Origin of the sequence: Streptomyces lydicamycinicus (genome assembly GCF_000829715.2) — a bacterium.
In the GTDB taxonomy this organism is placed as follows: Bacteria; Actinomycetota; Actinomycetes; order Streptomycetales; family Streptomycetaceae; genus Streptomyces; species Streptomyces lydicamycinicus.
Genome location: NZ_BBNO01000004.1, coordinates 1,016,455 through 1,029,288, shown reverse-complemented (window position 1 = coordinate 1,029,288; position 12,834 = coordinate 1,016,455). Strand labels below are relative to the sequence as shown.

The 12,834-nt window shown below is 70.9% G+C and carries 9 protein-coding genes and 2 rRNA genes; 6 read left to right on the top strand and 5 right to left on the bottom strand.

All coding sequences use genetic code 11. The annotated features are described in order from the left end of the window. A 23S ribosomal RNA gene (locus tag TU31_RS17620) occupies positions 1-265 on the top strand; the annotation flags it as partial. Between the two features lie 73 nt (positions 266-338). Continuing rightward, a 5S ribosomal RNA gene (gene rrf / locus TU31_RS17615) occupies positions 339-455 on the top strand. A gap of 498 nt (positions 456-953) precedes the next feature. Here rrf and TU31_RS17605 read toward each other — a convergent pair. Genes TU31_RS17605 through TU31_RS17585 form a run of 5 tightly spaced genes read right to left on the bottom strand, consistent with a single transcriptional unit; the run spans position 954 to position 6,747 of the window. Then, the gene (locus TU31_RS17605) at positions 954-2,264 is read right to left on the bottom strand and encodes a DUF58 domain-containing protein (protein WP_042155344.1); all 1,311 of its coding nucleotides are present in this window, start codon (positions 2,262-2,264) and stop codon (positions 954-956) included. 9 nt (positions 2,265-2,273) lie between these two features. After that, entirely contained in the window at positions 2,274-3,239 is a 966-nt protein-coding gene (locus TU31_RS17600; protein ID WP_042155342.1) for an AAA family ATPase, read from the bottom strand. Then, complete coding sequence (locus tag TU31_RS17595; RefSeq protein WP_042155340.1) at positions 3,220-4,449, bottom strand: DUF4350 domain-containing protein; 1,230 nt, start codon at positions 4,447-4,449, stop codon at positions 3,220-3,222. Before TU31_RS17595 ends, TU31_RS17600 begins: the two co-directional genes overlap by 20 nt. Next, positions 4,446-5,138, bottom strand: a complete 693-nt coding sequence (locus tag TU31_RS17590; protein WP_042155338.1) for a DUF4129 domain-containing protein — start codon at positions 5,136-5,138, stop codon at positions 4,446-4,448. Before TU31_RS17590 ends, TU31_RS17595 begins: the two co-directional genes overlap by 4 nt. Positions 5,139-5,142: 4 nt before the next feature. Beyond that, positions 5,143-6,747, bottom strand: coding sequence for a DUF7847 domain-containing protein (locus TU31_RS17585; protein ID WP_042155337.1), 1,605 nt, complete (start codon positions 6,745-6,747; stop codon positions 5,143-5,145). A gap of 152 nt (positions 6,748-6,899) precedes the next feature. Here TU31_RS17585 and mtnA point away from each other — a divergent pair, with 152 nt between their 5' ends. From mtnA to TU31_RS17565, 4 genes are all read left to right on the top strand, one after another. After that, the gene (gene mtnA / locus TU31_RS17580; RefSeq protein WP_042155335.1) at positions 6,900-8,069 is read left to right on the top strand and encodes an S-methyl-5-thioribose-1-phosphate isomerase; all 1,170 of its coding nucleotides are present in this window, start codon (positions 6,900-6,902) and stop codon (positions 8,067-8,069) included. Next, entirely contained in the window at positions 8,066-8,743 is a 678-nt protein-coding gene (gene mtrA / locus TU31_RS17575; RefSeq protein WP_042155333.1) for a two-component system response regulator MtrA, read from the top strand. The genes mtnA and mtrA overlap by 4 nt, the downstream gene beginning before the upstream one ends. 64 nt (positions 8,744-8,807) lie before the next feature. After that, entirely contained in the window at positions 8,808-10,859 is a 2,052-nt protein-coding gene (gene mtrB / locus TU31_RS17570) for an MtrAB system histidine kinase MtrB (protein WP_042155602.1), read from the top strand. Then, a complete protein-coding gene (locus tag TU31_RS17565) occupies positions 10,849-12,732 on the top strand; it encodes an LpqB family beta-propeller domain-containing protein (RefSeq protein ID WP_181018616.1) in 1,884 nt (627 codons plus the stop codon). Before mtrB ends, TU31_RS17565 begins: the two co-directional genes overlap by 11 nt. Positions 12,733-12,834: the final 102 nt, after the last annotated feature.

Sequence of the window (12,834 nt, the reverse complement as noted above, 5' to 3'; positions counted from 1 at the left end):
TTGAGAAGGGCTGTCCCTAGTACGAGAGGACCGGGACGGACGAACCTCTGGTGTGCCAGTTGTCCTGCCAAGGGCATGGCTGGTTGGCTACGTTCGGAAAGGATAACCGCTGAAAGCATCTAAGCGGGAAGCCTGCTTCGAGATGAGGGCTCCCACCAACTTGATTGGTTAAGGCTCCCAGTAGACGACTGGGTTGATAGGCCAGATATGGAAGCCCGGTAACGGGTGGAGTTGACTGGTACTAATAGGCCGAGGGCTTGTCCTCAGTTGCTCGCGTCCACTGTGTAGGTTCTGAAGTAACGACCTGTGATTATGCCGGGTTGTCATCTTCATAGTGTTTCGGTGGTCATTGCGTTAGGGAAACGCCCGGTTACATTCCGAACCCGGAAGCTAAGCCTTTCAGCGCCGATGGTACTGCAGGGGGGACCCTGTGGGAGAGTAGGACGCCGCCGAACAATTTTTGAGAGAGCCCCTCGGGAACGAAAGTTCCCGGGGGGCTTTTTCGCGTTTCCGGCGGAACCGAAATCGACTGATTGCTGGGTGGGGTTGTTTGTGGGCCCGGCTTGGTCAGCTTGGTCGGGTACCGGCAGAGAGGCGTTGCTGACGGCCTCTCCCGGTGGCAGATCTTCCTTGGCATTCCTTAGGAGTGTTCTCCCCGGGCTCCTCGTACGGCCTTGAGCTGTTGCTCGCGCCCAGTAGCGTGTCGTCGCCGACCGTGTGCGGCGTGCCCTTGCCCTGCCACTTGTCCGGCGGAGGTGTCTGCGGGGGCCGTCCCCGCCTAAGCACCGTCCCGTAATCCCTGGTGGATCAGCGCACGGCGTCGGATGCGCTGTGTTTGCTGCGCTCACTGCCTCGGCTCTTCAGTTGCCGTACGGAGGCTGAGCTGCAACGCATGGCCGAGGGACGTCCAGATACGGGGTGTATCCGGAGGTTGCGACAACGCGGCGCCGGTCCTACAGACGGCCGGAGGACTTCAGGGTGAGGTAGGCGTCGGCCAGGTCGGGGGCCAGATGGGCCGGGGTGGAGTCGATGACCGTGATGCCGTGGTGGCGTAGGCGGTCTGCGGTGCGGCGGCGGGCGGCGCGGGTTTGTTCCGCGGCGGCTGCTGCGTAGACGGCCTGGGGGGTGTGGCGGCCGGCGGCCATTTCCTCGATGCGGGGGTCGGCCACGGCCGCGACGATGAGTTCGTTGCGTTGGGTGAGGCTGGGAAGGACGGGCAGGAGGGCTTCCTCCACGGGGGCCGCGTCCAGGCCGGTGAAGAGCACGATCAGGGACCGGCGTGGGGTGCGGCGGTGGATGGTGGCGGCCAGCCCACGGGCGTCCGCCTCGATCAGTTCGGATTCGAGGGAAGCCAGGGCGTCGGTCAAGGCCGGGAGGAGGTCACGGGCCGTGCGGCCCTGGACCGAAGCGCGCACGCGGCGGTCGTAGGCGAGTAGATCCACGCGGTCACCGGCGCGGGCGGCCAGGGCGCCGAGCAGCAGGGCTGCGTCCATGGAGACGTCGAGGCGGGGGATGTCGCCGACGCGGCCCGCCGAGGTACGGCCGGTCTCCAGGACGAGCAGGATGCGGCGGTCGCGCTCAGGGCGCCAGGTGCGGACGGCGAGGTTCTGCCGGCGGGCGGTGGCGCGCCAGTCGATGGAGCGGGTGTCGTCGCCGGGGGTGTAGTCGCGGAGGCTGTCGAACTCGGTGCCCTCGCCGCGGGTCAGAATGCTGGTGCGGCCGTCGAGTTCGCGGAGCCGGGCGAGCTTGGCGGGTAGGTGTTTGCGGCTGGTGAAGGGCGGAAGGACACGCAGCGTCCAGGGGACGTGGTGGCTTCCTTGCCGGGCTGCCAGGCCGAGCGGGCCGTAGGAGCGGACGGTGACGCGGACCGCGTGGTGGTCACCGCGCCGGGTGGGGTGGAGCGTGGTGGTGAGGCGGCGGCGTTCGGCGGCGGGGATGCGCACGGAGTGGCGGGACGCGGGGATGTCCGAACCGGGGTGGAAGGAGGTCGGGGGCCAGGCGTCACGGAGCTGGGCGCGCAGGGTGCGGCGGCTCGGATTGGTGAGCGTGAGGTGTGTGTGGGCTTCGCCTGTTAGTCGAACAGTTGTGTCACCGGTTCGGGTGAAATGGAGCTTTCGCACTGGCGCGGCGAGCGCGAGATCGCACAAAATTGCTATCAGCAGGGCGAGTTGGACGGTGAGGATGCCGAGCCAGCTGGGCAGCACGAAGCCGACGAAGAGGGCTCCGCATGCGGAGATGAGGGCGGTGCGTCCGGTGAGGGCCACGGTGTCGTCTCAGCGGGGGACGGGGAGATGAGCGAGTACGGCGTTGATCACGGAGTCTGCGGTGACTCCCTCCATCTCCGCTTCGGGGCGGAGCTGGACGCGATGTCGGAGTGTGGGAAGAGCGAGCGCCTTGACGTCGTCGGGGGTGACATAGTCCCGGCCGGTAAGCCAGGCCCAGGCTCGTGACGTGGAGAGCAGGGCGGTGGCGCCTCGTGGGGAGACGCCGAGAGAGAGCGAGGGGGATTCGCGGGTGGCACGGCAGATATCGACGATATAGCCGGTGACTTCGGGGGAGACGGCGGTCTTGGCGACCGCGTCTCGCGCCGCGTCGAGGTCGGCGGTGGAGGCGACAGGGCGCAGTCCTGCGGCACCGAGGTCGCGGGGGCTGAAGCCGGCCGCGTGCCGGGTGAGGATGTCGATCTCGTCATGGCGGGCGGGGAGCGGCACGGTCAGCTTCAGCAGGAAGCGGTCGAGCTGGGCCTCGGGGAGCGGGTAAGTGCCCTCGTACTCCACGGGGTTCTGGGTGGCGGCCACCAGGAACGGCTCGGGGAGGGGGCGAGCCGTGCCGTCGACGGTCACCTGGCGCTCTTCCATCGCTTCGAGCAGGGACGCCTGGGTTTTGGGAGGCGTGCGGTTGATCTCGTCGGCGAGCAGCAGGTTGGTGAAGACGGGGCCCGGCTGGAAGGAGAACTCGGCGCTGCGGGCGTCGTAGACCAGCGAGCCGGTGACATCGCTCGGCATCAGGTCGGGAGTGAACTGGACGCGCTTGGTGTCGAGTTCGAGAGCGGCCGACAGGGCGCGAACGAGCAGGGTTTTGGCGACTCCGGGAGCACCTTCGAGGAGCACGTGACCGCGGCAGAGGAGGGCGACGACCAAGCCGGTGACGGCGGGGTCCTGGCCTACAACGGCCTTGGCTATCTCGGTGCGCAGGTCCTCCAGGGAGGCTCGGGCGCTGTCAGCGGTCGGGGTGCTCACGGGGGGCGTGCCTCTCTTGGGGAACGATCGAGGATTCGAGTGTGTCGAGTTGGTCGGCCAGGTGGACCAGCGCCTTGTCGTCCGCGGGGGCCGCGCCGAAGAGCAGGTGGTGAAGGTCTGCGTCGACGCCGGGGGCGGAGGCCAAGTGGGCCTGAATGGCCGGAAGAAGGATGTCGGGGGTGTGGGCGTGTGTCGGGGCCACACCGATGAGGGGGGCGAGTCGTGTGCGGGCCGCGGAGCGCAGCACGGCCGAGGCCCGGTCACGCGCGTTGGCCTGCTCGTAGAGGCGGGCGTGGCCCTCGGTGGTCTCGGCCGCAGGGACGGTGACCGGGAGTCTTTCCGATACCAGCGGGCCTAGGCGACGGGCGCGCCACAGGGCCGCGAGGACGGCGGCAAAGGTGAGTTGGAGCAGGGCCCAGTACCAGCCGGATGGGATGAGGTCGAGGAAGCCGCGCTCGTTTTCCTGAGCGGCGGACGGGTCGCTCATGGAGGGGAGGTACCAGACCAGATGCTTGTGCGTGCCGAGGAGTTGAAGGGCCAGCGAGGCGTTGCCGTGCTCGGCGAGACGGTGGTTGTAGAGGAAGTCGGGGGAGCCGAGGAGCACGGTGTCGCGGCCGGTGCGGGAGGCCGGCAGACGCAGCAGGGTGGGCTGGTCGCCGCTGAGGTAGCAGCGATCGGCGCCTTGGACGGACGTGGTGTAACTGCGGCCGCCCAGGAAGGCGTTGCCCGCGCGTCGGGCCTCCGGCAGGGAACAGGCTGGCCGGCGGGCCGAGAGGCCGGCCGGCGAATCCGTCCGGACGCCGGGGGCGAAGGTTTCGAGGGACGAGGAGTCGGGGCTGAGGAGAACGGTGCGGCCGGGGGTGTGGGCGGTCGCGGTGTGCAGCCCCGTCAGCTGATCTTGCGTCAGCATGTCGGGACGGGTGACGAGGAGTGTGGTGCCGGGGCCGGCCGCCGCGGCGGCTTCCTCGGAGGTGGTCACGACCTGGGTGGAAACCCCGTGAGAGGCCTGGAGTTGGGCGAGGGCCCGGCTTCCGGTCCGGTCGGCGGATCGGGGGTCGAGCCGCCCGTGTTGTTCGCCGGACTGAAGAGCCGCGATCACCATGCCGCTGATGACGAGCAGCAGGAGGGCGAGCAGCGGTCCGCGGGACCGGGTCCACAGGCTGCGAACGGTGGGCGGGAGCGCGGCGGTGTCCGGGGCTGCCGTGGTCATCCGCGGCTCCTGGTCGGGGTAGTGGCCAGGTCGGGCTTGGCGTGTTGCAGGTCGGTGTCGAGGCTGGTCAGGAGGGCGTACGCCGGTTCCGTGCCGGGGCGGCCGCCGTATGTGACGTCGTCAAAAGTGCGTGCCGCGGTATGCAGCCGGTCGGCGTATGCGGGGAGTGCCCAACCCGCCTCGGTGGCCGCCTCGTCGGCGGTGCGGCCCGGCCCGGGGGTGAGCAGGGTCCGTTCTTCGAGGGCGAGGACGAGGGCGCGCATGCGGTCCTGGATTGCCTGGTTCCAGAGGCCTTCGGCGGCGTGCCGGTCGGCGGCCGCTCGGTGTGCGGCGGCGGTGCGGGGGGCATCGGAGAACAGCGCGCCGCTGGTGGTGGGAGTGCGGCGCACCGCCCCGAGCCGAAGCCGGAGGGCGACCAGGAGCAGCAGGACGAATGCCGCGATGACGAGAATCCCGGTCCAGCCACCCGGTGTGGCGTCGGCGGCCGCGTTGAAGAGTTCGTTGACGCGTTGCCAGAGCCAGTCGAGGGCACGCTGGATCGGGTTGGGGTCGTGCTGGTGGTACCGCGGATCGGACAGCTCGCGCTCGGCCGCCTCCCGGGCGGGCAGGCGCGGAGTCCGCACCGGTATGTCGTCGTCGGGCCGCGCCAAGAGTCGTCCGAGCGCGGCCCCGTTCCCCCCTGTGGTCACCGCATCAGCTTCCCGGAGTGGCGTTGTCAGGGTCTTGCCCGGGGCCTTCGGCCGGGGTGGTCTTGGCCGGGGCGTCCTTGGTGGCCGGGGGAGTGGTACCCGGCTCGGTGGTCTCCGTGCCGGCGCCACTCGTCTCGGAGCCGTCTGTCGCGGCGTTGTTCGTGGCGGGGCTGCCGGCCGACGCGCTGTCTGCCGGTGTGTCAGTGGCGGTCGGGGCGGCCGCCGCGGGTGCGTAACCCTCGGCCGGGCCCGTGGCCGGGGTCGAGGCTGCGGGAGCGGGAGCCGCCGGGTGGGCGGTGGGGACGTCGGCGCCGTAGCCGGGGAGCCCTGCGGCGCGGGCGAGTTCGAGGTCGAGTGCCTCGCGGCGGATGCGCTGGTCCATGTACAGGAGCGCGGTGATGCCGGCGCTGATCGGGAAGGTGATGGTGGAGCTGATGACGGCTCCGACGCCCAGCGCGATCAGGAACGACCAGCCGGTGGTGCTGCTGGTGCCGTTCGCCCAGTCCATGAGGCTCTCGCCACCGACCAGGAAGGCGACGAGGGTGGCCGGGATCTGGATGATGAACTCGACGATCCCGATCAGGAGGTAGGTGAGGAGCTGGGTGCCCAGCACTCGCCACCAGGCGCCCCGTACGAGCTTCGCCGACCGGCGCAGCGCGGTGATGACGCCCTGCTTCTCCAGCATCAGCGCGGGCGAGGCGAGGCTGTAGCGGACCCACAGCCAGAGTGTCACCACGGCGGCGGCCAGCCCGCCGAACAGGGTGAGAAGCAGGCCTGCCTTCGCGGAGCCGGAGGCGATGAGGAGGACGCCGGGTGCCACACCGATCGCGAGGATGGCTGTGAGGAGGAGAGGGAGCAGAACGAGCAGGCCGAGCAGGCGCGGGAGCTGGGGACGCGCGTCGCGCCAGGCCTCCCCGGCGGTCACCGAGCGGCCCAGGACGGCCCGGCTCACGACCATGGTGAGCAGCCCCGTGGCGATGAGGGTGGCGAGCAGACCGATCACCGAGGTGATACCGGTGGTGGCGAGCGAATTGCCCAGCTGTTCCATGGATTCGCGGAGCGGCGGCAGGTTTTCGCGCGACAGGGCGGGCTCGCGGCCGGCGTCCTGGAACCACAGGCCGGTGACCACGGTGACGGCGGTCTGCGCGACCACCGCGACGATCAGCGAGATGCCGAGAACGGTGCGCCAGTGGGCGCGCATGGTGGCGACCGCGCCGTCGAGTATCTCGCCGACGGCGAGCGGGCGCAGCGGGATGACGCCGGGCTTGGCGGCCTGAGGCGTCGGGGCCCAGGCGCCGCCCCAGGGAGGCTGCGTGCCGGGGCCCGGAGCGCCGCCCCAGCCGCCGGGCCCGCCGTAGCCCGGCGCCGTGGCTCGGGTGCGGTCGCCGGGCGTGCCCTGGTCAGGCCGTCCGTGCGGGCCGCTCTGAGCGGGGATGCCGGCGGGGGCCGACCACTGACCGGCGGGCGGCTGTTCCTTGGACCAGTTCGGCGGGGAGGACTGCCCGGCCGGGCCGGTCGGGTCTGCCTGGGCGGGCTGCTCCTGGGTGCCGCGGGCCGGCTCGTCGGAGGGAGTGGATCCGGGCGAGGCCCAGCCCGGAGAGTTGTTCATCGTCGCTCCTTCTTGCTGCCCGTCCGCCGGGGCGGCGGGGGTCCGGGGTCCGCGGTGGCAGTCATCGTGTCATGGCCACCGGCGTTGTGTACCGGTGCCCGGAGTACGAGGGGACCTTCTGTTCGAGGGGCGATCGGCGGCAGACTGAGTGAATGGGCGATCAGGACGAGGTATCCGAGAGGGGCGCCGGGGCGCTCACGATTCCGTCGTTGCGTTGGGAGGAGCCGCCCGAGGGGCCCGTATTGGTCCTGCTTGATCAGACGCGGCTGCCGGCGGAGGAGGTCGAGCTGGTCTGCACGGACGTTCCGGCGCTGGTGCAGGCGATCCGGACGCTGGCCGTGCGCGGGGCGCCGTTGCTGGGTATCGCGGGTGCGTATGGCGTCGCGCTGGCCGCGGCACGCGGCTTCGATGTGGAGGAGGCGGTGGAGGCGCTGGCGCAGGCCCGGCCGACCGCGGTCAATCTGGGGTACGGCGTGCGGCGGGCGGCTGCCGCGTACCGCGCGGCGTTCGCCGGGGGCGGTGCTCGGGCCGGCGCGGCCGCGGCGCTGGCCGAGGCGCGGGCCGTGCATGCCGAGGACATCGAGGCCAGCACCCGGATGGCGGAGCACGGGCTGGCGCTGCTGGGCGAGCTGCTGCCGGGCGGTGGTCACCGCATCCTCACGCACTGCAATACGGGCGCCCTGGTGTCCGGCGGAGAGGGCACCGCCCTGGCGGTGGCGCTGGCGGCACACCGGTCCGGTGAGCTGCGCCGGCTGTGGGTGGACGAGACGCGGCCGCTGTTGCAGGGCGCGCGACTGACCGCCTACGAGGCGGCGCGAGCGGGTATGGCGTACACGGTGCTCTCGGACGGTGCGGCAGGTTCGCTGTTCGCCGGGGGTGAGGTGGACGCCGTGCTGATCGGCGCGGACCGGATCGCGGCGGACGGGTCGGTGGCCAACAAGGTCGGCAGCTATCCGCTGGCGGTGCTGGCGCGGTACCACCACGTTCCGTTCGTGGTGGTGGCGCCGATCAGCACGGTGGATCTGGAGACCGAGGAGGGGGCGGATATCGAGGTGGAGCAGCGTCCGGGTCAGGAAGTGACGGAGTTCTCGTTGCCGTTTGTTCAGGGGCCCGGGGCGGAGGCAGGCACCGGCATACCGGTGGCGCCGCTGGGCGCACAGGCCTACAACCCGGCCTTCGACGTCACTCCGCCGGAGCTGGTGACGGCGATCGTCACGGAGGCGGGAGTGGTGTCTCCGGTGTCCCGGGACGGGCTGGCAGAGGTGTGTTCCACGTCACGATGGAGTAAGTCACGATCAGGTAATGGGATGATGGCCGAATGAAGGGACGCGTCCTGGTCGTCGACGACGACACCGCACTGGCAGAGATGCTCGGCATCGTGCTGCGCGGCGAAGGTTTTGAGCCGTCGTTCGTGTCGGACGGTGACAAGGCCCTTGCGGCCTTCCGTGAGACCAAGCCCGATCTTGTGCTGCTGGACCTGATGCTGCCCGGACGGGACGGTATCGAGGTCTGCCGGCTGATCCGGGCCGAGTCCGGGGTGCCGATCGTCATGCTGACCGCCAAGAGCGACACGGTGGATGTGGTGGTCGGGCTCGAATCGGGCGCGGACGACTACATCGTCAAGCCGTTCAAGCCCAAGGAACTGGTGGCCCGGATCCGGGCCAGGCTGCGGCGTTCGGAGGAGCCCACGCCCGAGCAGCTGGCGATCGGTGACCTGGTCATCGACGTGGCCGGCCACTCGGTGAAGCGGGACGGGCAGTCGATCGCACTGACCCCGCTGGAGTTCGATCTGCTGGTGGCGCTGGCACGTAAGCCGTGGCAGGTGTTCACGCGTGAGGTGCTGCTCGAGCAGGTCTGGGGCTATCGGCACGCCGCCGACACCCGGCTGGTCAATGTCCATGTGCAGCGGCTGCGCTCCAAGGTCGAGAAGGACCCGGAGCGGCCGGAGATCGTGGTGACCGTGCGCGGGGTCGGCTACAAGGCCGGGCCCAGCTGAGATGACCCGGGACGGTTCGGCCCCGGAGGGAAAGCGGGGGCGCACCGTCGGCCCGGCGGGTGATATGTCCTTTTCGGGCAGGTTGTCGGCCTGGTTGCTGCGCGGTGGGCAGTTGCTGCCCGACGGCGCGGTGAGCGGGCCGGTCCACCCCCTGCTGCGGCTCTTCAGCCGCTGGGTGCGGCGGCCGCTGCTGCCCGCCCTGCGGCTGTGGCGGCGCAATATCCAGCTGCGCGTGGTGGCCACCACCCTGCTGATGTCGCTCGCCGTGGTGCTGCTGCTCGGTGTCGTGGTCGTCGGGCAGGTCCGTAACGGCCTGCTCACGGCCAAGGCCCAGGCCGCGCAGAGTCAGGCCGCGGGCGGCTTCAGCGTCGCCCAGAAGATGGCGGACGGCGCCGACGACACCCGGCCCGATGAGGGCGCCCGTACGGGGAACCGCGGCACCCAGGACTCCGCGACCTGGCTGACCGGCCTGGTCGAACAGCTCGCCAGTGGTGGCCAGGGCGTCTTCTCCGTCGTGGCGCTCAGCTCCGACTCCGACGAACCGTTCGGCGACTCCAGTCCCGGCACCCGCGGGCCGCGCGCCTCCGGTGATGTCGATCCCGAGCGGAGCGTGCCCGCCGACCTGCGGCGGAAGCTGGACACCAAGGCCGGGACGTTCCGTCAGTACACCCAGATCAAGCGCATCGGGTCGGACGACGGTGTGTCGGCGCTCATCATCGGCAAGCGGCTCAACGACGCGAACAGCAATCAGTACCAGCTCTACTACCTCTTCCCGTTCACCCAGGAAGAGGAGTCGCTCAAGCTCGTGACGGGGACGCTCGCGACCGCCGGGGTGTTCGTCGTGATCCTGCTCGGCGCGATCGCCTGGCTGGTGGTGCGGCAGGTCGTCACACCCGTACGGATGGCCGCGGGGATCTCCGAGCGACTGGCCGCCGGCCTGCTCCAGGAACGGATGAAGGTCACCGGCGAGGACGACATCGCCCGGCTCGGTGAGTCCTTCAACAAGATGGCGCAGAACCTCCAGGTCAAGATCCAGCAGCTGGAGGAGCTGTCCCGGATGCAGCGCCGCTTCGTCTCCGACGTCTCGCACGAGCTGCGGACGCCGCTGACGACCGTACGGATGGCGGCCGATGTCATCCATGACGCGCGGGACGAGTTCGATCCGGCCACCGCGCGCTCCGCCGAGCTGCTGTGGGGCCAGCTCGACCGCTTCGAATCGCTGCTGGCGGAGCTGCTGGAGATCAGCCGGTTCGACGCCGGCGCGGCCGCGCTGGAGGCCGAGCCGGTCGATCTGCGCGATGTGGTGCACCGCGTCATCGAGGGCGCCGAGCCGCTCGCCGAGCGCAAGGGCACCCGCATCCTGGTGCGCGGCGCCGAGCAGCCCGTCATCGCCGAGGCCGACCCCCGCCGGGTGGAGCGGGTGCTGCGCAATCTCGTCGTCAACGCCGTCGAGCACGGCGAGGGCCGCGATGTGATCGTGCGGCTGGCCTCCGCGGGCGGCAAGAGCGGCGGCGCGGTGGCCGTCGCGGTGCGTGACTACGGAGTCGGCCTCAAGCCCGGCGAGGCCACCCGGGTCTTCAACCGTTTCTGGCGCGCGGACCCGGCCCGGGCCCGTACGACCGGCGGTACCGGACTCGGCCTGTCCATCGCCGTCGAGGACGCCCGGCTGCACGGCGGCTGGCTTCAGGCATGGGGCGAGCCGGGCGGGGGCTCGCAGTTCCGGCTGACGCTGCCGCGTACGGCCGGCGAGACGCTGCGCGGCTCCCCGATCCCCCTGGAGCCGGAGGACTCGCGACGCCACCGCGGACTGGACGAGGCCGGTCAGCCGCGTTCCGGTGCGGACCGCAAGGCGTCCACGATCCCGGTGCAGACACGTGCCGCGCAGACGGGTGACGCGGCCTCCCCCGTACCGGAGCCGAAGGTGGCCCGCCCGGAGGCCGATCCGACGGCGCTGCCCGGCAGTGGTGCCCGTGTGGTGCCGCAGACCGGGGGCGTACGGAGCGAAGCGGCGGCGCGTGGCGACAGCGCGCGCACCGACGAGCCGGGCCGCGGGAGCGGGGCCGAGCAGGAAGCCGGACAGGGCGTGGAGCGGGAAGGCGGGCTGCGTGGACACTGAGCTCGGAGGCGAGCACGGGGAGGGGACCGGGTCCCGCCGCCGTGCGCGCAGGGGAGCCGGACCGGCGCGGAAGTTTCTGCTGCTCGGATGTGCGGCGGTGCTGCTGGCCGGCTGCGCGTCGATGCCGGACGGCGGGGAGGTGACCTCCGTCGACCAGTCGCCGCGCTCCGAAGGGGAGTCGCAGGTACGGGTCTACGGCGTGCCCCCGCAGGACGGTGCCCAGCCCACCAACATCGTGCGCAGTTTCCTCGACGCGACCACCAGCGACGAGGCCGATTTCCGTACGGCAACCCAGTATCTGGCCAAGTCGGCGAAGCGGACCTGGCGGCCGTTCCAGGCCACCAATGTGCTCCAGGAGCGTCCGAAGGCCGAGCCGAAGACGCAGCCCAACCGCGAGGACGCCAACGGCTACACGGTCACACTCTCCGGCAGCCAGGTGGCGACGGTGGACGACAGTCACGCCTACACCCCGGAGGAGAAGCCGTACCGCCGGACGATCCACCTCATCAAGGAGGGCGGACAGTGGCGTATCGACCGGCTGCCCAACGGGCTGGTGCTCGGGCTGTCCGACTTCCAGCGCATCTACCGCTCGGTCAACAAGTACTACTTCGCGTCCTACCACTCGGAGTCGCAGGAGCCGAAGGCGAACCGGAACGCGCTCGTCGCGGACCCGGTCTATCTGCGGCAGCGGATAAAGCCGATCACGGCCAGTGTGGAGGCGCTGCTGTCCGGGCCCACCAACTGGCTGAATCAGGTGACGACTTCGGCGTTCCCGTCCGGCACCCGGCTCGCGGCAAGTGATCTGGCGCTGGACGACGCCAACGCGCTGCGGGTCAAGCTCAGCAAACAGGCGGTGAGCACGGACACCGCCCAGTGCAAGCGGATGGCAGCTCAGCTCTTCTTCACCGTCCAGGACATGACGCGGGCTTCGAAGGTCAGCGAGGTGGAGCTCCAGGACAACAGCGGCAACTCGCTGTGTGAGCTGTCCCAGGAGCAGGCCGAGCGCGACTTCGCCCCGTCCCCGGGCGCCGGGGGCGCCGCCAAGGAGTACTTCATCGACGCCGACCACAAGGTCGTCGCCATGTCGGACTCCGCGACCGAACCGACGCCGGTGCGCGGACCGTTCGGAACGGGCCACACCCCGCTGCGTTCGATCGCCATCTCGCGCGGTGAGGACACCGCGGCCGGGGTGTCGAGCGACGGCCGGTCGCTGTATGTGGCCGCTATGGAGGACGAGGTCAAACGCGGTGAGCCACTGCTGACCAGCTCCGGCCCGGCCAAGGGCGCCGACGGCGGGCTGACCGCGCCGAGCTGGGACGGGCTGGGCGATCTCTGGATCGCGGACGGCGCCGCGCACGGTTCGCGGCTGCTGCGGATGCGCGAGGGCAAGGGCGACCCCGAAGAGGTGGCGGTGCCCGGCCTCGACGGGCGGCGGATCAAGGCGATCAAGGTGGCCGCGGACGGGATCCGGATCGCGCTCCTGGTGGAGGACAAGGGGCGTACGACGCTCCAGCTCGGCCGGGTGGAGCGGGGCGGAAGTTCGGCGCATCCAGAGCTTTCGGTGCAGGAACTGCGGCCGATCGCACCCCAGTTGGAGGACGTGGTGGCCACGTCCTGGGCGGGCGGCAGCCGGCTGGTGGTGGTCGGACGGGAGTCCGGCGGGGTGCAGCAGATGCAGTTCATGGAGACCGACGGTTCGGCGTCCGACGCGCAGACGCTGCCCGGCGTCAACGGTGTCAAGTCGGTGGCCGCCTCGGAGGACAAGACCAGGCCACTGATCGCCGACGCCACGGAGGGCATCGTGCGGCTGCCGCCGGACGCGAACTGGAAGACCGTGGCGAAGGACGGGACGGCGCCGGTCTATCCCGGGTGACGCGGAGGGCGCGGGCCTCGGTACGGCGCCTGCGAGGTGAGTCCGGGGCCGGGGAGCACGGCGGGCCCGGCCTGCTGTGAGGCCCCGCGTGCGGCCGATCCG

What these genes read in the sequence shown, in the direction of transcription:
- TU31_RS17595 (WP_042155340.1), bottom strand. Translation starts at nt 4,449, where the DNA reads ATGACCACGGCAGCCCCGGACACCGCCGCGCTCCCGCCCACCGTTCGC.
- TU31_RS17585 (WP_042155337.1), bottom strand. Translation starts at nt 6,747, where the DNA reads ATGAACAACTCTCCGGGCTGGGCCTCGCCCGGATCCACTCCCTCCGAC.
- mtnA (WP_042155335.1), top strand. Translation starts at nt 6,900, where the DNA reads ATGGGCGATCAGGACGAGGTATCCGAGAGGGGCGCCGGGGCGCTCACG.
- mtrA (WP_042155333.1), top strand. Translation starts at nt 8,066, where the DNA reads ATGAAGGGACGCGTCCTGGTCGTCGACGACGACACCGCACTGGCAGAG.
- mtrB (WP_042155602.1), top strand. Translation starts at nt 8,808, where the DNA reads ATGTCCTTTTCGGGCAGGTTGTCGGCCTGGTTGCTGCGCGGTGGGCAG.